General features: G+C 40.6%; 25 protein-coding genes. 1 reads left to right on the top strand and 24 read right to left on the bottom strand.

The window, feature by feature from the left end; translation table 11 throughout:
• Nucleotides 1–42 precede the first annotated feature (42 nt).
• From mfd to metG, 15 genes are all read right to left on the bottom strand, one after another.
• Nucleotides 43–3576, bottom strand: coding sequence for a transcription-repair coupling factor (gene mfd, locus AJGP001_RS00280; protein ID WP_071153230.1), 3534 nt, complete (start codon nucleotides 3574–3576; stop codon nucleotides 43–45).
• A gap of 69 nt (nucleotides 3577–3645) precedes the next feature.
• Nucleotides 3646–4209: an aminoacyl-tRNA hydrolase gene (pth, locus tag AJGP001_RS00275; protein ID WP_058386781.1), complete on the bottom strand. Its 564-nt coding sequence runs from the start codon at nucleotides 4207–4209 to the stop codon at nucleotides 3646–3648.
• Between the two features lie 166 nt (nucleotides 4210–4375).
• Nucleotides 4376–5020 carry a 50S ribosomal protein L25/general stress protein Ctc gene (locus AJGP001_RS00270; protein ID WP_071153229.1) on the bottom strand — a complete coding sequence of 215 codons (645 nt, stop codon included), beginning with the start codon at nucleotides 5018–5020 and terminating at the stop codon, nucleotides 4376–4378.
• A 112-nt stretch (nucleotides 5021–5132) separates the two neighbouring features.
• Nucleotides 5133–6095 (bottom strand): ribose-phosphate diphosphokinase, encoded by a 963-nt coding sequence (locus AJGP001_RS00265; protein ID WP_058386783.1) that lies wholly within the window; start codon nucleotides 6093–6095, stop codon nucleotides 5133–5135.
• Between the two features lie 15 nt (nucleotides 6096–6110).
• The gene (gene glmU / locus AJGP001_RS00260) at nucleotides 6111–7484 is read right to left on the bottom strand and encodes a bifunctional UDP-N-acetylglucosamine diphosphorylase/glucosamine-1-phosphate N-acetyltransferase GlmU (protein WP_071153228.1); all 1374 of its coding nucleotides are present in this window, start codon (nucleotides 7482–7484) and stop codon (nucleotides 6111–6113) included.
• A 244-nt stretch (nucleotides 7485–7728) separates the two neighbouring features.
• The gene (spoVG, locus tag AJGP001_RS00255) at nucleotides 7729–8013 is read right to left on the bottom strand and encodes a septation regulator SpoVG (RefSeq protein ID WP_058386785.1); all 285 of its coding nucleotides are present in this window, start codon (nucleotides 8011–8013) and stop codon (nucleotides 7729–7731) included.
• Between the two features lie 235 nt (nucleotides 8014–8248).
• Nucleotides 8249–8626, bottom strand: coding sequence for a RidA family protein (locus AJGP001_RS00250; protein WP_071153227.1), 378 nt, complete (start codon nucleotides 8624–8626; stop codon nucleotides 8249–8251).
• On the bottom strand, nucleotides 8627–9454 hold the full coding sequence (purR, locus tag AJGP001_RS00245; RefSeq protein ID WP_058386787.1) for a pur operon repressor: 828 nt from the start codon (nucleotides 9452–9454) through the stop codon (nucleotides 8627–8629).
• Between the two features lie 57 nt (nucleotides 9455–9511).
• Nucleotides 9512–10375 carry a 4-(cytidine 5'-diphospho)-2-C-methyl-D-erythritol kinase gene (gene ispE, locus AJGP001_RS00240; protein ID WP_078079997.1) on the bottom strand — a complete coding sequence of 288 codons (864 nt, stop codon included), beginning with the start codon at nucleotides 10373–10375 and terminating at the stop codon, nucleotides 9512–9514.
• Nucleotides 10376–10523: 148 nt separating this feature from the next.
• Nucleotides 10524–10787, bottom strand: a complete 264-nt coding sequence (gene veg / locus AJGP001_RS00235) for a biofilm formation stimulator Veg (protein ID WP_006830753.1) — start codon at nucleotides 10785–10787, stop codon at nucleotides 10524–10526.
• A 163-nt stretch (nucleotides 10788–10950) separates the two neighbouring features.
• On the bottom strand, nucleotides 10951–11829 hold the full coding sequence (gene rsmA, locus AJGP001_RS00230; RefSeq protein WP_058386789.1) for a 16S rRNA (adenine(1518)-N(6)/adenine(1519)-N(6))-dimethyltransferase RsmA: 879 nt from the start codon (nucleotides 11827–11829) through the stop codon (nucleotides 10951–10953).
• Nucleotides 11829–12386 carry a ribonuclease M5 gene (gene rnmV, locus AJGP001_RS00225; protein WP_071153226.1) on the bottom strand — a complete coding sequence of 186 codons (558 nt, stop codon included), beginning with the start codon at nucleotides 12384–12386 and terminating at the stop codon, nucleotides 11829–11831. Before rnmV ends, rsmA begins: the two co-directional genes overlap by 1 nt.
• Before the next feature lie 114 nt (nucleotides 12387–12500).
• The gene (locus tag AJGP001_RS00220) at nucleotides 12501–13829 is read right to left on the bottom strand and encodes a resuscitation-promoting factor (RefSeq protein WP_071153225.1); all 1329 of its coding nucleotides are present in this window, start codon (nucleotides 13827–13829) and stop codon (nucleotides 12501–12503) included.
• Between the two features lie 86 nt (nucleotides 13830–13915).
• A complete protein-coding gene (locus tag AJGP001_RS00215) occupies nucleotides 13916–14683 on the bottom strand; it encodes a TatD family hydrolase (protein ID WP_058386792.1) in 768 nt (255 codons plus the stop codon).
• A 201-nt stretch (nucleotides 14684–14884) separates the two neighbouring features.
• Entirely contained in the window at nucleotides 14885–16840 is a 1956-nt protein-coding gene (metG, locus tag AJGP001_RS00210) for a methionine--tRNA ligase (RefSeq protein WP_071153224.1), read from the bottom strand.
• 328 nt (nucleotides 16841–17168) lie between these two features.
• On the opposite strand from metG, the gene AJGP001_RS00205 reads away from it, so the two are divergent.
• Complete coding sequence (locus AJGP001_RS00205) at nucleotides 17169–17453, top strand: transition state genes transcriptional regulator AbrB (protein ID WP_269465414.1); 285 nt, start codon at nucleotides 17169–17171, stop codon at nucleotides 17451–17453.
• Between the two features lie 236 nt (nucleotides 17454–17689).
• On the opposite strand, the gene rsmI is transcribed toward AJGP001_RS00205, so the two are convergent.
• From rsmI to AJGP001_RS00160, 9 genes are all read right to left on the bottom strand, one after another.
• Complete coding sequence (gene rsmI / locus AJGP001_RS00200) at nucleotides 17690–18559, bottom strand: 16S rRNA (cytidine(1402)-2'-O)-methyltransferase (RefSeq protein ID WP_071153223.1); 870 nt, start codon at nucleotides 18557–18559, stop codon at nucleotides 17690–17692.
• Nucleotides 18556–18825, bottom strand: a complete 270-nt coding sequence (locus AJGP001_RS00195; RefSeq protein ID WP_071153222.1) for a GIY-YIG nuclease family protein — start codon at nucleotides 18823–18825, stop codon at nucleotides 18556–18558. The genes rsmI and AJGP001_RS00195 overlap by 4 nt, the downstream gene beginning before the upstream one ends.
• Nucleotides 18812–19549 (bottom strand): tRNA1(Val) (adenine(37)-N6)-methyltransferase, encoded by a 738-nt coding sequence (locus AJGP001_RS00190; protein WP_071153221.1) that lies wholly within the window; start codon nucleotides 19547–19549, stop codon nucleotides 18812–18814. Before AJGP001_RS00190 ends, AJGP001_RS00195 begins: the two co-directional genes overlap by 14 nt.
• Before the next feature lie 86 nt (nucleotides 19550–19635).
• On the bottom strand, nucleotides 19636–19995 hold the full coding sequence (yabA, locus tag AJGP001_RS00185; RefSeq protein WP_008433090.1) for a DNA replication initiation control protein YabA: 360 nt from the start codon (nucleotides 19993–19995) through the stop codon (nucleotides 19636–19638).
• Nucleotides 19996–20005: 10 nt separating this feature from the next.
• Nucleotides 20006–20818, bottom strand: a complete 813-nt coding sequence (locus AJGP001_RS00180; RefSeq protein WP_071153220.1) for a PSP1 domain-containing protein — start codon at nucleotides 20816–20818, stop codon at nucleotides 20006–20008.
• A gap of 3 nt (nucleotides 20819–20821) precedes the next feature.
• Nucleotides 20822–21814 (bottom strand): DNA polymerase III subunit delta', encoded by a 993-nt coding sequence (holB, locus tag AJGP001_RS00175; RefSeq protein ID WP_078079995.1) that lies wholly within the window; start codon nucleotides 21812–21814, stop codon nucleotides 20822–20824.
• 94 nt (nucleotides 21815–21908) lie between these two features.
• Entirely contained in the window at nucleotides 21909–22238 is a 330-nt protein-coding gene (locus AJGP001_RS00170; RefSeq protein ID WP_058386800.1) for a cyclic-di-AMP receptor, read from the bottom strand.
• Between the two features lie 101 nt (nucleotides 22239–22339).
• Complete coding sequence (gene tmk, locus AJGP001_RS00165) at nucleotides 22340–22990, bottom strand: dTMP kinase (protein ID WP_078079993.1); 651 nt, start codon at nucleotides 22988–22990, stop codon at nucleotides 22340–22342.
• 121 nt (nucleotides 22991–23111) lie between these two features.
• Nucleotides 23112–25223, bottom strand: coding sequence for an RNA degradosome polyphosphate kinase (locus AJGP001_RS00160; RefSeq protein WP_078079992.1), 2112 nt, complete (start codon nucleotides 25221–25223; stop codon nucleotides 23112–23114).
• Nucleotides 25224–25229: the final 6 nt, after the last annotated feature.

Below are 25229 nucleotides of genomic sequence, written 5' to 3'. Positions count from 1 at the left end.
GCCATATGGTGGAATATCCGCTCTAAAATTTATTGCCTGAAGTTACAAAACCACTTTTTCTTCTCGAAGTGATTCTGGTAATAATTTCATCATGCCTTCTAACACATCAAATGGATGTTGTTTTTTCGTTTTATTTTCATCAATAGACATCATTAACTGTTGACCGGCCATACTAAAACCAACGGCACGCCCATAGACAGCAGATTCCTCTACGACTTTGCCGCCATTGATACTAGCGGTCCCTTTTTCACTAAGTCGAACTGTCACAATTTTACCCGTTTGTTTGATGGATTCGACACCTATTTGGCGCGCCCATACTTTCATGCGGGCAATGCGCAACAAGCTGTTCGTTTCATTCGGCATGTCACCAAAACGGTCGATTAACTCATCCTGCAGCTCAGTCATTTCCTCTACCGTATCGACACCTTTGACACGTTTGTACATTTGGATTTTCTGGTAGCCATCACTGACATAGGAATCTGGAATGTACGCATCAATATCGAGTGAAATCTCGATTTCAGGCACTACTTCTTTTTTGATACCGGTCTGACGTTCATCAATTGCCTCTTGCAGCATTTGCGAATAAAGATCAAAACCGACAGAATCAATAAAGCCGTGCTGCTGTGAACCGAGCAGATTTCCTGCTCCGCGAATCGTCAAATCACGCATGGCGATTTTAAACCCCGATCCAAGTTCCGTAAATTCTTTTATTGCCATCAAGCGTTTTTCTGCAACGTCAGTTAACACTTTGTCACGCTGATACATAAAATAAGCATAAGCGACACGACTCGAACGTCCAACGCGTCCACGCAATTGATACAGCTGTGACAAGCCCATTCGGTCAGCATTGTAAACAATCAAGGTATTAACGTTTGGAATATCAATGCCGGTTTCGATAATAGTGGTCGTCACCAAGACATCGTAATCGCCATCTAGGAAACCTAAAATGACTGATTCTAGTTCGGTTTCACTCATTTGTCCATGAGCATAACCGACGCGAGCTTCTGGTACTAGTTGTTGAATTTCTTCCACTTTTCGCGTCATATCATCGACACGGTTATACAAATAAAACACTTGCCCACCGCGCGCCATTTCGCGTTCGATCGCTTCGCGTACGAGACCGCCATTGTGCTCCATTACATAGCTTTGTACAGGAAAGCGGTTTGCTGGTGGTGTTTCGATAACAGATAAATCTCGAACGCCAATCATCGACATATGAAGCGTACGTGGGATTGGTGTCGCTGTCAGCGTTAAAACATCAACGTTTGTCTTCATTTGTTTGATTTTTTCTTTATGAGTAACACCAAAACGTTGTTCTTCATCAATAATCAGTAAGCCCAGATCCTTGTATTGCATATCCTTCGACAAAATTCGGTGCGTGCCAACGACAACATCAACTGATCCATTTTTCAGTCCTTTAACGGTTTCCGTTTGCTGTTTTTTAGAACGGAAACGACTCATCAAGCCGACTGTAATTGGGTAATCTTTGAACCGCTCGCTCATTGTTTCAAAATGCTGTTGTGCCAATATCGTTGTCGGCACTAAAAACGCCACTTGCTTGCCATCGAGTACCGCCTTAAACGCGGCTCGGATTGCCACTTCCGTTTTACCATAACCTACGTCCCCGCAAATCAAACGGTCCATCGGTCGCTCGTTTTCCATGTCCCGTTTGACTTCATTGATTGAACGCAATTGATCGACAGTTTCTTCGTATGGAAACTCCGCCTCAAATTGACGCTGCATATCCTGCTCTTCAGAAAAGGCAAAGCCTCGTAACGCTTCTCTTTCTGCATAAAGCTTGATCAAATCATCCGCAATGTCTTGAACAGCAGCCGACACTTTTGTACGTGTCTTTTTCCATTCTGCGCCGCCCATTTTATGCAGCTTTGGTTCTTTTTCTTCAGAAGCCACGTATTTTTGAATCAAGTCAATTTTATCGACCGGTACAAATAATTTATCGTCGGCTTTGTAAACGATATGGAGGTAATCTTTATGAACCCCACCGGTTTCTAAAGTTTCAATACCGATAAAACGACCAATCCCGTGATGGATATGAACAATATAATCACCCGGTTTGATTTCGGAATAACTCTTAATACGTTCTGCATTCGTCAGCTTTTGAGACCGCGTTTTCTTTTTCGGTTGTTGCTTAAATAATTCAGAATCCGTAATAACAGTTAATCGTTGCAGCGGCATTTCAAAACCAGTCGCTAGCTCACCATCTACCAAATAAATGTTACCACCTTGGATTTCTGTCGAAGGAACTGCGATTTCAGCTTTCATATCGTAGTCGGCAAGGACCGAACGTACTTTCTCTAAACGCTCCTCGCCTTGCGCTACGATAAAAATCTGCGACTTCCCTAAAACCCAGCGCTCCATTTCCGCTTTTAGCAAATGCATCTGACCATGGAATGACTGCATCGGCTTACAAGAAAAGGCCAATGATTTTTTGACCGATACCATTGGAAATGTCCGAACGAATAAAGACAGAAACGTTACTTTCTGCTCCAATTTCGTCATCATTTCACGGAACGTATACGTTAAAGAAACATCGTGAAGAAACTTCCCTTCTTCAAGCAATGACACAATCCAGTCGCCTTCTTCGCGTTCTAATGTATCTGTCATTTCTTGAATTCGTCCGAGTTCGTCGAAAAAAACCAGTCCATTTCCCGGGAAATAATCGCCTAGAAAAGCTGATTGCGTATCAATCAACGAAGCATATTTAGCTAGCTGTTCTGGTGTTTCGCCTTGTTTTAATTGATTGATATCATGCTGAATATGCTGGTGCATCAAAGCTTTCGTATCGTCAGCTTTTAATTTCTTTAAGCTAGCTGCCAGGTTCGTTTCCAATTTTCCAGCTAGTTGGACCCGTTGGTCTTTTGATAACACTAATTCGCTAGCAGGCAATATGCACAGTGAATGAACTTTTTCGAGTGAACGCTGGTCTTCTGCAGAGAATAGCCGTAGCGAATCCACTTCCGTATCAAATAGCTCGATACGCACCGGATGTTCAAAGTTCAGTGGATAAACATCCAGTATGCCTCCACGAAGCGCAAACTCGCCCGGGGTCGTTACCATTGGCGTACGAGAATAGCCCATCGCCACCAACTTTAACAGCCATTCGTCCGTATCGAGTTCTTCCCCTTCAGCAATCCGCAAGGTAGCATAATCCCATTGTTCTTTCGTTGGCAATAATTTACGCATTCCCGCAACTGGTGTAATGTAGATTCCTTTGCCTACACTCTTCATGTGATCAAGCGTATCAATGCGATGAGCTCGCAGTTCAGGCCCTGAAAAAGACACCTCTGCTGCGATTAACTCTTCCGCTGGGTAAAGGTGGACCTGCTGTTCACCCATCAAACGAACCAAGTCATCATAGACGCGCTGTGCATGCAATAAATTAGGCGTCACAATCAATAGCGGTGTTTCCATTTCAGACCAAATGGTTTGGTAAAAAATAGGCCGCGCGCTACCAGACAAACCAGAAATCAACTGATGGTCCTGCCCTTTCTTCAAATCAGCGATAAATTTTTGTGTGTGGGTATCCTCCGAAAAAATCTTTAAAATATGGTTCATTCAACTTCCTCCTTTCAACAAAATACAAGAAACAGAAAAAAGCTCTGAACGCCGAATGCGTCAAAGCGGTTATGCTCCATTAAATTGATTCATGACTTCGAGATACGGTTTAGATAACCAGTTTTCACAAGCTGCTGCACTTTTTTTGATGGCGTCATCTACCTCAGGCCTTTCCTCTTTTGAAAAACGCTGCAGTACGTAATCTGGCACTTTCATCCCTGCTGGTGGGCGACTAATGCCAATACGCAAACGATTGAATTCTTGTGTTCCTAAATGCTGAATCAGTGATTTAATGCCGTTGTGACCACCTGCACTCCCTTTTTGCCGCAATCGTAGTTGACCTGCTGGTAAATCAAGGTCGTCGTATATAACAATAATGTCTTTTATATCAATATCGTAGTATTCCATCAGCGCACCTACACTCTCGCCAGATAAATTCATATAAGTCAGTGGCTTTAATAGCATCACTTTGCCTTCAGGTCGATGACTAATAGAATACATGCCTCTAAATTTAGACTGCGTCAAGGGTGTATTCCATTGACTTGCTAAATAATCGATTACCTTGAAACCAATATTATGGCGCGTATCTTCGTATGCTTTCCCCGGATTTCCCAGGCCGATAATCAATTTCATACCCATCTTCCTTTGCTTTTTCAGTGACTTCTATTTTACCATAATCATTTGATAAGAAGAACATAAGCGATCTCCTTGATTTGATGGACAACCAATTTACAATTTAAAAACAAAAAAACAAGAGACTGTCTCTCGACAACCTCTTGCTCGTTCTTTGTATTTAACTTTATTTTTCTTCTTCTTTAGAATCTTCGCTGCCAACCACTTCTGGTTCTGCATCTTCATCAGATACAGTCTCCAGCTCATCCAACTCATCTTGAGTACGCGGAGCTGTTGCAGATACAAGGATAAAGTCGTCTTCATCTAAAATTTCATAAGATACCGTTCCGCGGATATCGCCGACTGTGATTGTTTCGCCAATCGCCAGTTCAGTAGTATCTACTTCTAGTGCATCAGGTATGTCAGAAGGTTTTACACGAACATTCACTTCACGGTTTGGCTGAGTGATGAATCCGCCTTCTTTTTCGCCTGCTGATTCGCCTGTCAAGTGAACTGCTACAGCCACTTCAAGCTCATCTGACATATTAATTGCTAAAAAGTCAACATGCTTAAAGCTACCTTTTAAAGCATCCATTTGATAATCACTTAACACAACATTTTTAGCTGTGCCATCGATTTCAAGGCTGATTACACCGTTACGTCCAGATTCACGTAAAGTTTTAATCAATTCAATTTCAGATACAGTCACCGGTGTAGTTTCCGTTTTAAAGCCATAAACTACTCCTGGCACATCGCCTTTTGCACGAAGTTCAGTTAACGCCGAATTCTTATTGTTGCTTTCTCTTTTTTGTGCTGTCATTTTTACAGTCATTGCTTTCAGCCTCCAGTTATATTAAAGTACGTAGTCACGATAAGTACATAATCTATATATACCCATGTCTTGTCTTAATGAAACCTAGAGCATGAAAAGTTGTTGCTGCTGATCAATCAAAAAGAGTGCTGACAGATTTTTGTTCGTGAACACGGACAATTGTCTCAGCCAATAGACGTGCTACAGACAATTGTTTGATTTTAGGAGATTTCTTTTCTTCAGGCAATGCAATCGAATTAGTGATAATCAATTCTTTGATTACTGAGTCGTTAATACGTTGTACGGCAGGACCTGAAAGAACAGGGTGTGTACAGCACGCGTAAACTTCTTTTGCGCCACTTTCAATCAACGCACTAGCAGCAATTGAAATTGTTCCAGCAGTATCAATGATGTCATCAATGATAATCGCCGTTTTCCCTTCTACATTACCGACGATATTCATAACTTCCGCTACGTTTGGACGCGGACGACGCTTGTCGATGATGGCAATCGGCGCTTTCAAGCGATCTGCCATTTTACGTGCACGTGTAACCCCGCCGTGATCCGGCGAAACAATAATGACATTTTCAAGATCAATGCCACTTTCATTTAGGAAGTAATCAGAAAGTAAAGGTACAGCTACTAAGTGATCAATCAAAATATCAAAGAATCCTTGGATTTGAGGAGCATGCAAATCCAGTACGATTACACGCGTTGCACCAGCAGTTTCCAATAAATTCGCTACTAATTTCGCTGTAATCGGCTCACGTGAACGAGCTTTGCGATCTTGACGCGCATAACCGTAATAAGGCATTACGACGTTAACTGTACGAGCAGAAGCACGTTTAACTGCATCAATCATGATCAATAACTCCATCAAGTTCTCATTTACTGGCTGAGAAGTCGATTGGACGATAAACACATCATAGCCACGAATACTTTCTTCAATATTAATTTGGATTTCACCATCACTAAAATGTGTCACCGAACTTTTTCCAAGCGGAATACCCGCGTGTTCTGAAATTTCCTCAGCTAGCTCTTGGTTCGAATTTAATGAAAAGATTTTCAATTTCGAGTTTGCATTTTGATAGCCCATTAGGTGTGAACCCTCCTATTTTCTTCCGTTTAATCTACTTGCATAGCCTTCTTTATTTTCCTGGCGCGCGCGTGCGATTGCCAATGAATCCTCAGGTACATTTTTTGAAATAGTAGATCCTGCAGCGATGTAAGATCCTTTTCCTACAGTGACAGGTGCAATCAGATTTGAATTGCAGCCGATAAACGTATCATCTTCAATGACAGTCTGGAATTTGTTTTTGCCATCATAGTTCACGGTGATGGTACCGCAACCGATATTAACACCTGTGCCGACGTGAGCATCGCCAATATAGCTCAAATGAGAAACCTTGCTATCGTTGCCGATTTCTGCTTTTTTCACTTCAACAAAGTTGCCGATTTTCACATCGTTGCCTAAAACGGTTTGAGGACGAATGTGCGCAAACGGTCCTACAGCTGTATCCGTTCCAATGCTGCTGTCATGAATTTCTGAACTGCGAATTGTTGTACGATCTCCAATGACGCTATTGACGATATGGCTGTTCGAAGAAATAATGCAATCTTCCCCAATTTGTGTTAAACCATCAATTGTCACGTTCGGGTGAATAATCGTATCCGCTCCGATTCGGGCTTGTGCACTAATATAAGCAGTAGCAGGATCGATAATCGAAACGCCAGCTCTCATATGTTTTTCAGCAATTCGCTTGCGCATAATGTTTTCGGCCTGGCTCAATGCCACACGGTCGTTTACACCAAGCGTTTCGTCAAAGCTATCTGTTGCATAGGCAGCTACAATTTCGCCTTGCTTTTGCAGAATTTCAATCACATCAGGCAAATAATATTCACCTTGAACGTTATCATTTGAAACTAATTTCAACGCCTCAAACAACGCTTCGTTATCAAAGCAATAAGTACCGGTATTGATTTCCTTTACTTGTTGCTCTTCTAAAGACGCGTCTTTTTGCTCGACAATCTTTTCGACGATGCCCGCATCGTTGCGGAGAATCCGTCCATAACCTGTCGGATTATCAGCGATTGCCGTCAAGATCGTCGCTTTTGCACCAGTTTCGGCATGCTGATCAAGCAATGACTGCATGGTTTCTGGTCGAATCAGTGGCGTGTCTCCACAAACCACCAAAGTCGTTCCTTTAAGACCTTCAATCAATGACGCTGTTTGTTGCACGGCGTGAGCTGTTCCAAGTTGTTCTGCCTGCAAGGCATATTCACTTTTGTCACCTAGTTGCTGCTGAACTTTTTCAGCACCATGACCAACGACAGTAACGATTTTTTCAACTCCGAGTTGCTCGACATTGCCCGTTACATGTTCCACCATTGGCATGCCACAGACTGGATGAAGCACTTTGTACAATTTTGACTTCATCCGTGTGCCTTGTCCTGCTGCTAAAATTACTGCGTATGTATTTGCCACTTCTTATCCCTCCACTCTTGATTTGATAAGAACTCTTGTTACTGGTTCTATCCATTCATTTATTCTATCAATTGATAGACCCAGTCTCACACTGGCTATGTCAATTAAAAATTTGCTTTTCCTTATTGACTATAGCGGAAAAACCTTGATTTTTCAAGGTTCCAAAGCATGACAATACCATGACAAAAAAAAGCCAAATAAAAAAAGAGCCATTTCAATGTAGAAGGCTCTTGATTCAGCTCCGTTAAACGTTGGCATTTTCCAATACCGATTCACTTTCGCTTTGTTTATATGCAGTTAAGACAGCTTCTTGAAGCTTAGTGCGTGCGCTTGAGTTGATCGGATGTGCAATATCACGAAACTCTCCATCAGGTGTTCTTTTACTTGGCATTGCGACAAATAAGCCATCATTTCCATCGATTACTCGAATATCATGAATAACAAACTCATCGTCCAGCGTGATGGAAGCGATTGCTCTCATTCGGCCATCGGTTTGTACGCGTCGTAGTCTTACATCTGTTACTTCCATTCTCTCGTCCCCCTCCTCTCAGTCGCAGTATTTCAACCCTAATTATGGGTATTCGCTAAAAGGGACTATTATCCTTCATAAATTGCAAAACTTATTAGAAAATTTACTTAATGGAACTAATGACCGAAACGACATACACTTCACGCTTGAACATAATTTTTTATTCTCTCTATGAAAAAATGCAGATCGCCTCGTATTTAACGAGGCGATCTGCATTGCTATAACTCATTCTAGTTTACTGGTTAACTTTTGCGATCACTTCGATTTCTACTTTTACGTCTTTTGGCAACCGCGCTACTTCAACAGTTGAACGTGCTGGTTTATGATCGCCAAAATAAGTTGCATAAATCTCGTTTAGTTCTGCAAAGTCATTCATGTCTTTGATAAAAACAGTTGTTTTAATGACATCTCCAAAAGAAGAACCGGCTTCTGCAAGAACCGCTTTCAAGTTTGAAAATACTTGATGCGTCTGCTCAGAGATTGTGCCTTCAACCAATTCGCCTGCTGCTGTTAAAGGTATTTGACCTGAACTGTAAAGAATTCCACCCGAGACCACACCTTGTGAGTATGGTCCAATTGCGGCTGCCGCTTTATCTGTCGCTACGTAATTCATTCAAATTCCCCCATTTTCAAAGTAATTGCCTTCTTCTAATGCAATCGTACGTTCTTTTTCGCTAACTTCATGCAATTTAACAAGAGATAAATACTTTTCTACGAGCCGTTCATCCGAATGTTCCGATTCTACTAATACAGCAACACCTGCTAATGTGCATTCAAATTCTTCCAGTAGATTTTTCATACCATTCATCGTGCCGCCGACTTTCATAAAGTCATCCGTAATTAGTACGCGTTGACCGCTTTTCATACTACGCTTTGACAAGACCATCGTTTGAATTCGACGAGAAGAACCCGAGACATAATTGATGCTAACTGTAGATCCTTCAGTAACTTTACTGTCTCTACGGACAATTACCACGGGCACATTTAAGTGGCGCGCAATGGCATGGGCAATCGGAATGCCTTTTGTAGCCACCGTCATGATGACATCAATTTTTTCTTTAGCAAATGCTGTAGCAAACACTTTACCGACACGATTCATCATTTCCGGATTACCTAACACGTCGGTCATGTACAAATAGCCACCCGGCAATAGCCGGTCTGAGTGACTTAGCTCTTCCATCAAATCAGCCATTACTGCTCTGATTTCACGTTCTTGAAGCTTAGGTACATATTTCACGCCACCTGCTGCTCCAGGAACTGTCATCAACAAGCCAATTCCTTTTTCTTCAAATGTCTCTTTAACAATCCCCAAATCCTCACTAATAGACGATTTGGCCGATTGGTACAGATCCGAAAAATAAGTTAGTGGAATCAATTTATGCGGATGTTCCAATAAAAAATGCGTCATATCAACAAGCCGTTCACTGCGCTTCCACTTCAAAACTACCCTCTCCTAAACACGAATGATTTATAGAAAACTTACCATAAATGTCCGTATTTAGGCAAGTGGCTCCCGTTCGCCAATCAAGCGCACAGCGTATACTTCTGAGCAAAAGCCACGCAAGCCATTATATATACGTGGAATACGCGCTTCTTGGTGCACCAAACCAAACACTGTTGGTCCACTCCCACTCATAAGTACAGCGTCCGCTCCAAATTTCTTCATCTGCTCTTTAATTTGTTCAACTTCGGGATATAACTTTAACGTAACGCTTTCAAGTGCATTACCAAGGTTAGCGCACATAGCGTCGTAGTTACCGTCGTTAAGTGCTTGAATCATGGCACCTGTATTTGGATGTTGAGCGGTTTGAACATCGAATGCGCCATAAACATCGGCTGTAGAAACGCCAAGTGTAGGTTTTGCTAAAATGACCCAGCAATTCGGTGGCGTTGGTAATTGTTGAATGATTTCTCCACGACCTTTGGCTAATGCTGTACCGCCATAAACGCAGAAAGAAACATCCGAACCAATTTTAGCACCCAGTTCCGCCAGTTCATCGAGTGACAGATTAAGCTGCCAAAGTTTGTTTAATCCTTTTAATGTCGCTGCAGCGTCACTGCTGCCTCCAGCTAAGCCTGCAGCGACCGGGATTTTTTTATCCAGTGAAATGATAACTCCAGTTTTGATATTAAAGGTATCTTTAATCAATTGCGCCGCCTGGTAAGCGAGGTTGCGGGAATCGTCTGGCACGAACCGGTCTGCTGATTGAATATGTATGCCTTTGGCTGTGCCCATCAGTCCAATACGATCCGACAAATCCACAGTGGTCATAATCATTTCAATTTCATGGTAATTATCTGGACGTTTGTGCAAAACATCTAATGTTAAATTGATCTTGGCAGGCGCTTTTACGTAGAGCATCCCACTGCCTCCTTTTTATATTCTAATGAACACTATTTTAACATACCGCGAGATAATGGAAAGTAAAGTGTCGATAGAAACAAAAAAACTCGCCTTCCGCTTAGATCAGCAGTAGCAAGTTTTGGAGTAACTTATAAATATAATTCAATTATTTCACAACAAGTGCATCTTCAGTTCCTTCGTACACAGTAATTTCTACTGCTTCAGTTAAGATGTCTGCGTAGCTGTAAGACACGCGTTCAAATGCATGCTCTTCTTGATCTAGCTCAATCACGAACACGGAGTGATAGGTCTCGCGTAGGATTCCGGCACGTTCTACCGTTTTCTTACGACCTCCGTTTGCCTTCAAAAGCAATCGTTTTCCTAAATGTAGGTCTAACGATTTTTTAATATCCGCCAAAGTTTTGGGCATTTTGTCTACACCTCACTATGGATATAATTCTACCATAATTTGATGGAATTGTCAAGCAAATTTATAATTTTATCAACCAACCTTAGTCGCTGTCAATATTTATTTATTCGAAATTTCTTTAACCCGAAAGAAGTTGTGCCGATTTTGTAACAGAATAACCATTTCATCCGAAATATGCATACAATTTATCTGCCAACAGTCCAAACTCCTTAATCGTTAACGTTTCTCCACGTCTTGTTGGATCAATTTCTGCTTCTGCTAATGCTGTTAAAATCAACTCTTTTTTCTCTTTGCCTAAAGGCATAGCAACTTGAAGATTGTTCAAAATGGTTTTTCTGCGTTGTACGAACGACCCTCTCGTAACGGTAAAGAAGAAGTCTTCATCAATTACCACGACTTCTGGCACGTCGCGTTTGGTCATGCGGATAACAGCCGAATCAACATTAGGTTGTGGCAAAAATACAGACTTAGGAACAGTCAATGCCATTTCAGCCTGTGTGTAGTACTGGATAGCGATAGAAAGTGACCCATAAGCTTTTGTACCTGGTTTAGCTGTAATGCGCTCAGCGACCTCTTTTTGCAACATAACGACCATGCCGCGAATTGGCAGCTTTTCGAGTAATAACTTTAAAATAATCGGTGTCGTTACGTAATAGGGCAAGTTGGCCACGACCACGATGTCATCGTACCCTTCCAGTTCACGATCAATCGCTGCTTGGACATCTGCTTTTAAAATATCCGAATGAATAATGGCAATGTTATCATAAGGCGATAAAGTATCCTCGAGCACCGGTAATAATCGTTGATCAATTTCAAAAGCTAATACTTTTCCGGCTTCTCTTGCCAAATGTTCTGTTAAAGCACCAATTCCTGGACCGATTTCAATTGCTGCAGACTTCTTGGTCAATTTCGCTTGCCCAACAATTTTACGCAAAATATTCGGATCGATTAAAAAGTTTTGTCCTAAGCTTTTCTTTACTTTCAACCCATATTTCGCCATAATTTCTTGCGTTCGAATAGGTGTGGCAATATCTTTAGTCATTAGTTTTCCTCCTGAGTTAACGCTTGTACCGCTTTAATAAACTGAGCTTTGGATATACCGAACATATAGAGCCGTTTTTGAAGCTGCTTGCCGTTCGTATAGCCAATCTGCAAGTCATTGCCCATTTGAATACGGCGCTGCTTTGCTTTTGGATGAGCCACAAGACCTGCATCAATTAAATCTTCCATCGTAATTTCTACTGCACGCTCTTCCTGTAGCGGCGTATAAACTGCGTGCAAAGCTTCACGAATATCTTCATCGCAGGCATGTTCGATTCCTAGGCCTTTGCCGTTTTTAGCAATGGTTTTTTCTTTCGCCAAAAATGCGTGTTTAGCCAGTGGCACATGTTCTTCAATAATAGCACGTATGCGTCTTCCAGGATAATCCGGATCCGTAAAAACGATGATGCCTCTTTTCTGCTGTGCATGAGCGATTCGTACGAGTGTTTCTGCTGTAATTGCTGAACCATTTGTTTCAATCGTATCTGCATCAACTGCACGTTTGATTGCTACCGTATCATCTTTTCCTTCAACTACTATAATCTCATTTATCTTCATTTATAATTTTCCTCTTTTCAAGCTTCTTGTTTATTCTACACGTTTGCCTATAAACATGTAAAAAGCTTTCCCGGGAAATATCCCAAGAAAGCTTGCAGTTAAACTAACAATCGATTAGTTCAGAATTCTAACCTTTACTTGCTTGCGTCCGAATGACAAAGCATCAGATTTATTAGCCATAAATAAATCAATTTTATTTCCTTTGATTGCTCCGCCTGTATCGCCTGCAATCGCATTACCGTATCCTTCAACCCATACTTTAGAACCTAATGGAATCACACTAGGATCTACTGCAATGACTTTTAGGCCTGGATTCGTTTTTAAGTTTATGCCTGTAGCAGTAATTCCTGAACATCCTGTGCAGCTAGCTGTGTAGGCTGTCGCAGATACATAAAATTCTTTTCCGCCAGCTGGCTCTGCTTGAACAGGTGTTGCTTTTTCAGCTACTGTTTTAGTAGGCGCTGCTTTTTCTGTTGAAGCTGTTTTAGCCACCGCTTTTTGAGGCGTTACTTGCTGTTTTTGCTGTACAGGTGTTGCTTTTTGTTGAGTACCACGTGAAACGCTAGCAACCATCGTTTTTGTTCCAACAGCTGTTACTTGTTTCGTTGGCTCTGTAACAACTTTTTCTGTTTTAAGGTCGCGCTTTACTTCTTTACCATTTTCTTTTACTACTTCATACGTTTTTTTGACTACGCCATTTTTACCTTTTTGAACGATTTTTTCACTGCCTTTAAGAAGTGTTTCGTCTTTTTTAGTTTCGACTGCATATTTTACAGAACCTTCGACTACGTCAGTTAGTTTTTCAACACGGACTACTTTGACTTCAGAATTCGGTAAAACCAATTCGTCCATTTCGCTTTCAACACGATCTAGTTTACCTAAAGTAACTTGATTTTCTTTTAAGAGGTTAGCCACTGTTGTTGAAGTTGACCATACTTTCTTTTCTTCAACACCGTCTTGAATCGTAACTTCATATGCTTTTTCAACTGAGATTTTTGTATCCTCATTTACTTGTTCATCTAACGCTGGTGTTACTTTATCGTGTTTAGTTAGTTCAATTTTAGCTGTTTCCAAAATTTCTGATACCGTGTTTTTAGTCGTCCAAGCTGAAGTTGATTTCCCATCAACTGTCACAGCATATTGTTCTGCTGCATCCCATTCAACAGCCATGTCTTTGTTAATAACTGTTTCCGCTGAATGACTAACGAAATCATGTTCTCCGGTTTTGATGTCTTGTTCTTTTAAAAAGGCACCTACTGTTTCTGCATGTGTTCTTACTTCTTCTTTTTCACCGTTTGCTGTTACCGTTACTGTATTTTTTGTTCCTTCGTATATAGCAAAAGTTAAAACCGCCGCGAACAACAACACAGTTGCAATTGTTATCGCCAATGATTTACCTTTGAATAGTTGTGTTGAATAGGTATTACTTGTTTTGTTTGACAAAAATAACTCCTCCTTCTTCACCTGAGTGATTATATAGATTCATGTTTAAGCTATCAACAGATACTAATTTCATCATTTATCTTTTTTTAAGAAAACTTGTAGAACCTTTTAGCGTTCTCAGTTGTAGCTTTTGCTACTTCTTCTATTGAAATTCCTTTTAATCGTGCAATTTCTCCTGCCACTAGCGGCACATAAGAAGGTTCATTTCGTTTTCCACGATGTGGATGTGGGGCCAAATACGGGGCGTCTGTTTCAATCATTAAATGATCAAGTGAAATTAATTCAGCGACTTCTTTTGGTTTTTTAGCATTTTTGAATGTTACTGGCCCTCCAAGAGAAATCATAAAGTTCATTTCTATACTTTCACGGGCTGTTTCTACACTGCCACTAAAACAATGCATGACACCGCCAATTTCTTTTGCATTTTCTTCTCTGAGAATTCTCAAAACGTCTTCAGTTGCTTCTCGGTTATGAATAATAATTGGTAGCTCTACTTTTTTAGCCAACCGAATCTGCTTACGAAAAACTTCCTGTTGTACTTCTTTCGGTGATTTATCCCAGTAGTAATCCAATCCGGTTTCCCCGATTCCCACTACTTTCGGGTGAGCTGCAAGCTCTTCAATCCATTCCAAGTCTTCCTCAGTACAGTCGATGGCATCAACGGGGTGCCAACCAACTACTGCGAAGATGAATTCATAGGTTTCGGCCAATTCTATGGCTCGTTCGATCGTTTTTCGGTCGAAGCCGATGACTACCATTTTCTCCACATGGTTTTCTTGTGCGCGCTCAATGACTTGTACCAGGTCCTCATCATATTGATCTGCATTTAAATGTACATGGGTATCGATAAACATCAATCATTCTCCTCACATTAAGCTTTATTCTAATGGTTCTTCCCGTGTCTTTCTTCACAACAACATTACAATTGAGTAACAAAACATGTTAGTTTAGTGTCAAAATCATTTATTTCTCTGTAATATTAGGTAAAAAACACTACAAAACCAAAAAAAGACCCACCGGTGAAAGTGGGTCAAAACAGGTCTTTTTTAGTAGTCTTATTTGATTTTTGAGCCGTTTGGAAGCTGCTCTGCAACCGATGCCAAAGTTAAATATCCATCTTTCTCGCCAGCAAGAATCATTCCTTGGGACAGTTCACCACGTAATTTTACAGGTTTTAAGTTTGCTACGACGACCACTTTTTTTCCGATTAAATCTGTTGGTTTATAGTGCTCTGCAATTCCTGAAACTACTTGTCTCTGCTCGTAACCCATATCTAGCTGCAACTTTAATAACTTAGAAGTTTTTGGTACAGCTTCACAATTTGTAACAGTCGCTACACGTAAATCGACTTTTGCAAAATCCTCAATCGCAATTTCTGGTACATCTGGAACTTCCACGATTGCCGGCTCTTCTGCAACAGGTACTACTGAACCGCGCATTTGTTCACGAATATAAGCTACTTCTGGTTCTACTTCAAGACGGGGAAAGATTGGCGTTCCTTTTGACACTACTTGAATGCCAGCTGGAATTTTACCAAAGCCTTGTAAGCTATCCCACGTCAAATAGTCTTCCGTTAAGCCTAACTGTTCAATAATTTGTTTAGGTGCATTTGGCAAGAACGGCTGTAACATAACCGCAGTCATGCGAAGACTTTCTGCTAAATGAGCCATAACTGAATCCAATTGTTCTTTTGCGCTTTCATCTTTTGCCAATACCCACGGCTGTGTTTCATCAATATACTTATTGGTTCTCGAAATCAATGTCCATACTTCGCTCAACACAATACTAAACTGCATTCTTTCCATATGCTGCTCATAGACTTTTACCGTCTGCTCAGCTACTTGTTGTAACGGTGCATCAAATTCCGTCTGCAAACCATTGATTTGTGGCACAGCACCATCGCAGTATTTATTGATCATGGATACGGTACGATTCAATAAATTCCCGAGGTCATTCGCCAAATCATAATTGGTTCGTTCAATAAAGGATTCTGGTGAAAAGACACCATCAGAACCGAATGGCAATTCACGTAAAAGGAAATAACGTGTGGCGTCTAATCCATAGCGCTCAACAAGCATTTCTGGATACACGACATTACCTTTAGATTTCGACATTTTACCGTCTTTCATCATAATAAAACCGTGTGCGAAAACTTTTTTCGGCAATGGCAAATCTAAAGCCATTAAGAAAATCGGCCAATAAATCGTGTGGAAACGAACAATATCTTTCCCTACTACATGAACATCAGCTGGCCAATACTTATTAAATAAGCTATCGTCTTTTGAACCATAGCCAAGCGACGTAATGTAATTCGACAAAGCATCGACCCACACATAAATAACGTGCTTCGGATCCCCAGGAACCGGAATGCCCCAGTCAAAAGAAGTTCGTGAAACCGATAAATCTTCTAATCCCGGTTTGATGAAGTTATTGATCATTTCGTTTTTACGCGATTCTGGTTCAATAAATTCAACATTGTTTTCATAGTAGTCAAGAAGACGTGCAGCGTATTTTTTCATATTAAAGAAATACGATTCTTCTTTTACTTTGTGAACCGGACGTCCACAGTCTGGACAATTGCCGTTTTCTAACTGATTTTCCGTGAAGAACGATTCACAAGGTGTACAATACCAGCCTTCATACTGACCTTTATAAATATCGCCGTTGTCGAGGAATGTTTTAAAAATTCGTTCCACGCCTTCTTTATGGCGATTTTCTGTCGTACGAATAAAATCATCGTATGTGATATCCATAACCGACCAAACGTGTTTCGCAGCTTCTGCCATCTCATCCACAAACTCTTGTGGTGCTTTGCCTGCTTCTATCGCTTTTTCTTCGATTTTTTGACCATGCTCGTCCATTCCAGTTAAAAATCGAACATCAAATCCACGCAATCGCTTATAGCGAGCCATGGCATCAGAAGCGACTGTCGTATACGCCGTTCCAATGTGAAATTTTCCGCTTGGGTAATAAATCGGTGTAGTCAAATAAAATGTGTTGTTAGCAGTCACGAAAAATTCCTCCAGTTTTTTTGTATAGTTCTTATTTTAACCAAGTCCCTAATTTTGTACAATCTTTCAATTCGACAAAGTCATTTTTAAGTAAAGTTTTCATGTTACTAAACATGTCTATAATGGAATTTTTTACTTTTGGGGCTACTTTGTCTAATTAATAGCGTTTTTTCTACTAATCTAGATGAAGTTAATACTAAATATAAATTTTTATTATCTTTTCGATAGTTTTTTATTGACCTAATTGACAGTAGTTGGTATGATTTATTACAAGAAGTGGAAAATGTCGAATTTTGACGAATCTAACTGATAAACTAAAAGGAGGACTATTATTATGAAATCAACAGGTATTGTTCGTAAAGTAGATGAGTTAGGACGTGTGGTAATTCCAATCGAATTGCGTCGTACTCTAGGAATCGCTGAGAAAGACGCATTGGAAATATATGTAGATGACGACAAGATTATCTTGAAAAAGTATTTACCAAACATGACGTGTGCAGTGACAGGCGAAGTATCAGACGAAAACATGAAATTAGTTGGCGGTAAATTGATCTTAAGCTCTGAAGGCGCTGAAATGTTAGTAAAAGAAATTCAAAACAACTTAAACAAGTAATATTCAAAAAACCGGATGCCCGCGCATCCGGTTTTTTATTTGCTAAATAGAAGGTATTTGCACTTCGCCAGACTGGTTACGCCCGGCAGAGCTACATGGGTGCTTGCGCTTTTCTTTGTCCAGACTCCAGCACCCAGCTCTTTGGGTCGTAAGCCATTCTGACTGTGCGGCTGAAAATACGCCACTTCGCCAGACTGGCTTACGCCCGGCAGAGCTACATGGGTGCTTGCGCTTTTCTAAGTATGATAGGCCTGATATACTTCTCTTTTTGATAATTGGCGCTCGATGGCTGCTTCTTTGATTGCTTCTTTCGATGTCAGGCTTTTGGTTTCCATCAACTGATCAACATGTTCTTCAATGGACAAGTTTTCCCACCATTTGACGTTTTCTACAGGATCCGGGTCGGCATTCCCTTCAAGGACTAAACAAAATTCACCACGAATTTCGTTTTCTTCTGCCCATGTAATAGCTTCTCCAACTGTGCCTCTTATAAACTCTTCGAATTTCTTGGTTACTTCTCGTGCCAAGACAATTTTTCGTTCGTTACCTACTGCTTTTTGCATGCTTTTCAAGCTTTCTTTTAATCGGTGCGGCGCTTCGTAAAAAATAAGCGTTTCTTCTTTTTGACTTAGTACTTCCAGCTCAGTTAGCCGATCCTTTTTATTGCGTGACAAGAACCCGTAAAATAAAAACGGCTGTGGTGCTATTCCAGAAGCGATTAACGCACTGAGTGCTGCATTAGCTCCTGGGATTGGCACTACAGGGAAGCCATCTGCAACTGCTCGTTTCACAATGTCTTCGCCTGGGTCCGATATACAGGGCATACCTGCATCACTAACCAACGCCACAGATTTGCCTTGTTCTAAATAAGACAATATTTTAAAACCGCCACTTTCTTGATTATGCTCGTGGTAACTAACTAATTTTGTTTGGATGTCAAAGTAATTGCAGAGGTTTTTGGTGTTACGTGTATCTTCTGCTGCAATAATATCGACTTCTTTTAAAATACGTAATGCGCGCATTGTCATGTCTTCTAGATTGCCAATAGGCGTTGCTACTAGATACAGTGTTGCTTGTTTGTGCTGAAAACTTTTTTGAGATTTCATTTGCCGCTCTCCTTCTCTTCAGCAATATAACGAATTTTTTTACCTTTAGTTAATTGCTTAAAGGCATATTCTGCTTTCATTGCTTCTTGTTTTGTCTCAAAGCATTCATGATAAATCAGCTTCGACGGTCCTTTAGCACGTGTGTATTTTGCACCTTTTCCAGCATTGTGTGCAGCTATTCGCTTTTCAAGATCATTAGTATAACCTGCATAGTACGATTGATCTGCACATTCTAAAACGTAAAAAAAATGCTTATTTGTCGCCATACAATAACTCACGCACTTCTTCAGTGTATTCTCCGTCTTCTCCGTAAACAATAAGCGGTGGCAAGATTTTCAAATCCGGCTTGCCATCTTTGATTCCTTCAATTAAGAGGGTATTGGCTTCTTTACCGGCTTTTGGATAGACCAGTCGAATCCGTTTTGGTTCTAAGCGATTTGCCCGCATTACCGAAATCAAATCAATCAATCTGCCTGAACGGTGAACAAATGCTGCTTTTCCGCCTTGCTTGAGCAATTGGCTCGCTGATAAAACGGCTTCATCTAATGTTAGATACAGTTCGTGCCGTGCAATTGCCATATGCTCACTGATGTTTTTATCACTCATTTCGTGTGCCGGAAAATAAGGAGGGTTACACGTCACGACATCGTATTTTTCAAACCCTAATTGTTTTGGCATATCTTTAACGTCGCCTTCAATAATATCAATCTGACTTTCTAACTCGTTGTAAGCGACACTGCGGCGTGCCATATGAACGAGGCGCTCTTGCAGTTCCACGCCAATAATCCGAGATTCTGTACGGGCACTCAGAAACAAAGGAATTGCCCCATTGCCTGTACACAAATCTACAATTGTGCCTCGTTTTAACGGAACATAAGCAAATCGCGCCAATAAAACAGCGTCTAACGAAAACGAAAACACCGATGGACTTTGAATAATCCGTAAGTCTTCCGCTAATAAATAATCAAGTCGTTCATCATCCACTAACATTTATTCAACTCCTAGCATAACAAAAGGCTGCCGCCACACGGAGTGTCGGAAGCCTTTCTCTTTAAAATTTGGATAATACGTTCTTTTTAGTTTTGCTTGTTCAAGAATGACAAACAAAACAGGCAATCGTCACCTTTTCGGGAACTGCCGAAATGTACATTACAGACATGATAGCCTTCATGATACAAACGCGCTAAGTTATCGTAACCTTCACCGATGTCCATAACAGCTTTTTTTAATTTTACAGGATCTACAGCTGCTACTTCAGGTACTGCTTTATGAAATTCATCTAAGCGTGAACGCAAATGATGATTTTCCAATTGCAGGGCATGATGTTCTTCCATCGTCCGAGCTACGACTGCTTTTAATTCGCTGAATTGCTCTTGCATGGATTGAAGTTGTTGTTCAAACTCCATAACCGTATCCAAAAAATTCTTTTCCTTCACTTAAACCACCTCACGCTCTCGTTCCTTGGCCCATTATCTCATCTAATGTATATTCAAGTGTTTGTTCCTGCTCAGTTAAACGAACTTTTAACACTCGTTCTAAAATATTCATGCCAACAACACGACCATCGCCATCTGGTGTGGTTACTCGTGTACCAACGTCTGGCATTTCTTTTTTCGCTGTTTCGTATTCATCGTTCTCATATTTTAAGCAGCACATCAAACGGCCACATAAGCCTGAGATTTTAGAAGGGTTCAACGATAGATTTTGATCTTTCGCCATTTTAATGGATACTGGTTCAAAATCACCTAAGAACGTCGAACAACAAAGCATACGACCACAAGGACCGATACCACCAAGCATTTTCGCTTCATCACGAACGCCGATTTGGCGAAGTTCGATGCGTGTACGGAAAATGGAAGCCAAGTCTTTGACCAAGTTCCGGAAATCCACGCGTCCCTCTGCTGTAAAGTAAAAAATGACTTTATTGCGGTCAAAGGTATATTCGACATCTACTAGCTTCATGTCTAAACGATGCTCTTCGATTTTGTCCGTACCCAGTTCAAAAGCACGACTTGCTTCTAATCGATTTTCTTCCACCTGTTGGCGGTCGCGTTCAGTCGCTACTCTTACTACTTGCTTTAAAGGTAGAACCACATCGTTTTCTCCAACAGTTTTCGTTGGCACTACTACTTTGCCGTATTCTACACCTCGTGCTGTTTCGACAATAACGTAATCGTCTTTTTCAATCCCTAATTCAGCTGGATCGAAATAATATATTTTACCCGCTTTCTTAAAGCGGACACCTATGACATTATACAATTGCTACCCCTCCTGCAGATTCAGCATTAACTGCTCCATCAACAGCGTCCGGTTCATATTGCGCGGCAATTGTTGTTTGGCTTGTAATATAGCCTGCAACTGCCTGGACAATACCGTAAAGGAGCGTTGGAGAGCCATCTGCTTCCAAGTTTCTTCCATGTCTGGATATGTGCGTGCAGTCTCAAGACCTGCTTTTACCGAAGCAATGTCCCGATATGCAAATAATAACATGTCTAGACCTCTTTCGGCATCTTCTTTTTCTTTAAATAATGGCAACCAGTCAGACTGAAGCATTAAAAGAGCTTCATGAACGTTGATACTAGCGACTTCTACTAGTTTCAACACTGTTTTTCTAGCTTGTGCAAATTGTTCATCCTGACTTAAAGTAAATGCTTCTTCTTCGCTTTGTGTTAGCATACTGACAGTTGCAGCCATCGATTCAGTCATTCCTTCAGCCATTAACTTCTCTATTAACTTTGGTCGCGACAACGGACGAAACGAGACTAACTGACAACGAGAACGGATTGTACTCATCAGTGCATTCAGTCGCTCCGTCAACAAAATTGCCGTGACGTTAAACTCTGGTTCTTCCAAGAATTTCAGCAAAGCATTGGCAGAAGAATTATTCATCCGATCTGCCTGCTCAATTACGTATATTTTACGACCTGTATTCAAGCCCGTTTTATTCAATCTAAAAATCAATTCTCGAATTTGATCAATTTTAATGTTTTGACCATCTGGTTCGATGAAAACAACATTCGTATGATTGCCTGAATTATAAAGTTGGCAACTTCGACATGTTTCACATGGAACATTTTGAATAGGGATTTCGCACAACAGCAGCTTAACGAAAAAATGAGTAATCTCTTTTTTACCTGAACCTGCAGGCCCTTCGAATAGATAAGCATGTGCTAGACGTTCTTTTGAATAAGCACCTTGTAGTCGTTTCATAACTACCGGTTGCATTTCCAAAAATTCATCGGTTGTTTTTTGCATCAATTTCACCTTCAGACTTTGTAAAAAATCCCGTGTTCCGATTGGAGCACGGGTATTATTTATGGTGCTAGGAAATTCACGTGTCTTTTATCGATTAAAAATGATGGAATTGTTCGATCGGCAAGACAAAAATAGTTGCGCCTCCAACTTCAACTTCCACTGGATAAGGAATATATGAGTCAGCATTTCCGCCCATTGGTGACACTGGTGCTACCATCTGTTCGCGTGATCGGCAATTTTCACGAATCAAGTCTAATAACTTCGGTATGAGATCATCTTCTACACCGATTAAAAAGGTCGTGTTCCCTGAGCGCAAAAACCCTCCTGTACTGGCAAGCTTTGTAGCCCGGAAATCATTTTTTGTTAACGCATTGGATAATCGGTTACTGTCTTGATCCTGTACAACTGCTACTACGAGTTTCATCAGTATCCACTCCTTTTTATCTTTCTTCTATATAAGTATAACATGAACAAAGCTACGCGCTGTACATCTTTACAGCCGTTTGACAAAAAAACAGCTGCTCCTCAAGAAGGATCAACTGCCGTTTGCCGTTCTTCTATAAATCGTATAGCGGTTTCTAATGCATCTGAAAAAACGTTCTCTAGCTCATTTTCCGCATTGATCAAGCGGATGCGCTCTGGATTTTGACTCAATAGCAAAAGGTAACCTTCTCTTACTTTATAATGGAACTTCATCGACTCTACATCTAGTCGATTTATTTCCCGGTGTACATCCTTTTCAATACGGGCCATTCCTACTTTCGGATTAACGTCAAAGTAAAGAGTTAAATCTGGCATGTACGCATCAATGGCGAATTTGTTGATAGCAAAAATTTCTTCCATCCCGATTCCTCGTGCATAGCCTTGGTACGCGAGACTTGAATCGATGTAACGATCACATAAAACGATGCTTCCTGCTTCAAGTGCGGGAATAATTTTTTCCACTAAATGCTGTCTTCTCGCTGCAGCATATAGCAAAGCTTCTGTTCGCGCATCCATCGCAGTGTTTTGTCGGTTTAAAATGACCTCACGGATTTGTTCGGCAATATCAATGCCTCCTGGTTCTCTTGTGCAGACAACGGAAAATCCTTTTTCTATTAGTGCATCTGCTAGCATTTTTAAGACCGTCGACTTGCCTGATCCCTCTCCGCCTTCCAGATTGATCAAATAACTCATTTCCTATTCACCTTATTTCATGAAATTAATCTTCAGTTGCTGTTTTGAGCTCTTTATACTATACACGAAAAAGTACTTCTTTTATAGTGACCAGTAATGACGATATAACTAAACAACAGCTTTATTCTTCATCTTCTGCTACTTGATAAGCTCTTCGGAACAACTCTTTTTGGCTATCTATTGCCGGCTCATCATTTTTTCGTGATACGTAATGATATACACCAGTCGCATCCTGCCTTCTCGCCTTAACATTGTCCGCAAGTCCCAATTCAAGTATGGTTTTAACTTGTTTTTTAATCGTTTCATCAACTATTGGAAACAAAATTTCGATACGGTTGTTCAAATTCCGCGTCATCATATCAGCTGAGGATAAAAACGTCTTTTCTTTGCCGTTGTGATTGAAAAAATAGATGCGGCTATGTTCCAATAAGCTCCCTACAATGCTTCGTACTTGAATATTTTCGCTGACATCTGAAATACCTGGTCGTAAACAGCAAATTCCTCTGACGATTAACTCGACCTTCACTCCAGCATTCGATGCTTCATACAGTTTCATAATAATGAGTTTGTCTGTCAATGAGTTCATCTTCGCTATAATCCGACCGGTTCCATGCTTTTTTTGAAAGCGGATTTCAGCATCAATCAAGTCAATAATGTCTGTACGAATTGTAAAAGGCGCTACCGATAAATAATGGAACTCAGGTTTTTCCGTATAACCGCTCAAATAGTTGAAAAAATTAGTCGCATCAATTCCGAACTGTCTTTTCGACGTGAACAAACTCATATCAGTATAGATTTTAGCCGTTTGGTCATTGTAATTCCCCGTACCTAAATGAACAAAGCGTTCAATTTTATCTTCTTTTTTTCGGACTACTAGCGTGATTTTACTGTGGGTTTTCAAGTGAGTCATGCCGTAAATAACATGACACCCTGCTTTCTCCAGCTCTTTTGCCCATTGCACATTGTTTTCCTCATCAAAACGTGCTTTTAATTCGACTAGCACCGTTACTTGCTTGCCATTTTCTGCAGCTCTTTTTAATGCTTTGATAACTGGTGAATCTCCGCTAACACGGTATAAAGTTTGTTTGATCGCTAGTACGTTCGGATCATCTGCAGCTTCTGAAATAAATTGAACGACGGGCTCAAAGGATTCGTATGGGTGATGAAGAAAAACGTCTTGCTCGCTAATTTTTTGAAAAATTTGTTTGCCAGTTTCCATTCCTACCGGCAGCTGCGATACCTTTCCTTCAAAAACCAACTGCTCCCAAGTAGGGGCCATCTGTTTATAAAAGTTGAAAAAAACCGTTGCATCTAAAAAACCTTCAATGAAGTAGACATCTTTTTTATCGACCTCTAGCTCGTCTGTCAAGTAGTCTAAAATAACGTCATCAAATCCAGGTTGTTGAATTTCCAGACGGACAGCCGCTCCCCATTTTCGTTTACGGAGTTCCTCTTCAATTTCCTTCAGCAAGTCGCGCGCGCCTTCTTCGTGAATGGTCATATCGGCATTACGGGTAATCCGAAACACCGATACCGAGACTACTTTAAAGCCATGAAAAAGCTTGCGAATAAAGAAACTAATAACGTCTTCTAACAAAACAAATTTCAAACTGCCTTTCTCTGACTGTAAACGGACAAATCGTTCTAATACAGCAGGAACTTGAACGATGGCAATTTTCTGTCCTTCTTCGTCTCTTTTTTCCTCGTCTTCCAACCTCACCGCTAAGTTGATGCTTTTGTTCAACAGCATTGGAAAAGTTCGATAAGCATCGATGGCCATAGGCGTTAGTACTGGAAAAATATATTCTTCAAAGTATCGTTCTAATTCGTCTAACTGATTGGTGTCTAAGTCTGCTGTTTTCACAAATTCCACATGCTCTTTTTGAAGCTTTGGCAATAACGTGTTTTGTAAAGCTTCATATTGTAACTCGACAAGCTGATGAGTCTTTTTTGCGATTTCATTTAGTTGTTGCTTTGGGGTCATTCCAGCTTTATTTTCAGGCTTCGTAAATCCAACTTTCACTTGATCCTGCAAACCTGCTACACGAACCATAAAAAATTCATCTAAATTAGAGCTGAAAATCGCCAAAAATTTAAACCGTTCGAGTAAAGGATTTTTTTTATCGAATGCTTCTTGTAGAACACGTTCATTAAAAGCAAGCCAGCTCAACTCACGATTATTATAATAAGCCGGATTTTTGAGTTCGACGTTCTTTTTTTTCTGCGTCTCCAATTTTGA

Source organism: Planococcus faecalis, assembly GCF_002009235.1.
Classification (GTDB): Bacteria; Bacillota; Bacilli; order Bacillales_A; family Planococcaceae; genus Planococcus; species Planococcus kocurii.
This window is presented reverse-complemented; position numbering and strand designations above follow the sequence as displayed.

Coding starts and splice junctions, on each gene's coding strand:
- AJGP001_RS00170 (WP_058386800.1), bottom strand. CDS start 22,238: ATGAAACTCGTAGTAGCAGTTGTACAGGATCAAGACAGTAACCGATTA.
- veg (WP_006830753.1), bottom strand. CDS start 10,787: ATGCCCAAAACTTTGGCGGATATTAAAAAATCGTTAGACCTACATTTA.
- rsmA (WP_058386789.1), bottom strand. CDS start 11,829: ATGACTAAAGATATTGCCACACCTATTCGAACGCAAGAAATTATGGCG.
- mfd (WP_071153230.1), bottom strand. CDS start 3,576: ATGAACCATATTTTAAAGATTTTTTCGGAGGATACCCACACACAAAAA.
- AJGP001_RS00190 (WP_071153221.1), bottom strand. CDS start 19,549: ATGTTAGTGGATGATGAACGACTTGATTATTTATTAGCGGAAGACTTA.
- tmk (WP_078079993.1), bottom strand. CDS start 22,990: ATGAGTTATTTGATCAATCTGGAAGGCGGAGAGGGATCAGGCAAGTCG.
- pth (WP_058386781.1), bottom strand. CDS start 4,209: ATGAAATTGATTATCGGCCTGGGAAATCCGGGGAAAGCATACGAAGAT.
- AJGP001_RS00195 (WP_071153222.1), bottom strand. CDS start 18,825: ATGGCGACAAATAAGCATTTTTTTTACGTTTTAGAATGTGCAGATCAA.
- AJGP001_RS00215 (WP_058386792.1), bottom strand. CDS start 14,683: ATGTTTATCGATACCCATGTACATTTAAATGCAGATCAATATGATGAG.
- rnmV (WP_071153226.1), bottom strand. CDS start 12,386: ATGAAGATAAATGAGATTATAGTAGTTGAAGGAAAAGATGATACGGTA.
- holB (WP_078079995.1), bottom strand. CDS start 21,814: ATGCAAAAAACAACCGATGAATTTTTGGAAATGCAACCGGTAGTTATG.
- AJGP001_RS00265 (WP_058386783.1), bottom strand. CDS start 6,095: ATGGGCTATCAAAATGCAAACTCGAAATTGAAAATCTTTTCATTAAAT.
- spoVG (WP_058386785.1), bottom strand. CDS start 8,013: ATGGAAGTAACAGATGTAAGACTACGACGCGTACAAACCGATGGCCGA.
- AJGP001_RS00270 (WP_071153229.1), bottom strand. CDS start 5,020: ATGACTGTAAAAATGACAGCACAAAAAAGAGAAAGCAACAATAAGAAT.
- ispE (WP_078079997.1), bottom strand. CDS start 10,375: ATGCTCTACGTAAAAGCGCCTGCCAAGATCAATTTAACATTAGATGTT.
- AJGP001_RS00250 (WP_071153227.1), bottom strand. CDS start 8,626: ATGAATTACGTAGCGACAGATAAAGCGGCAGCCGCAATTGGACCATAC.
- rsmI (WP_071153223.1), bottom strand. CDS start 18,559: ATGAAATCTCAAAAAAGTTTTCAGCACAAACAAGCAACACTGTATCTA.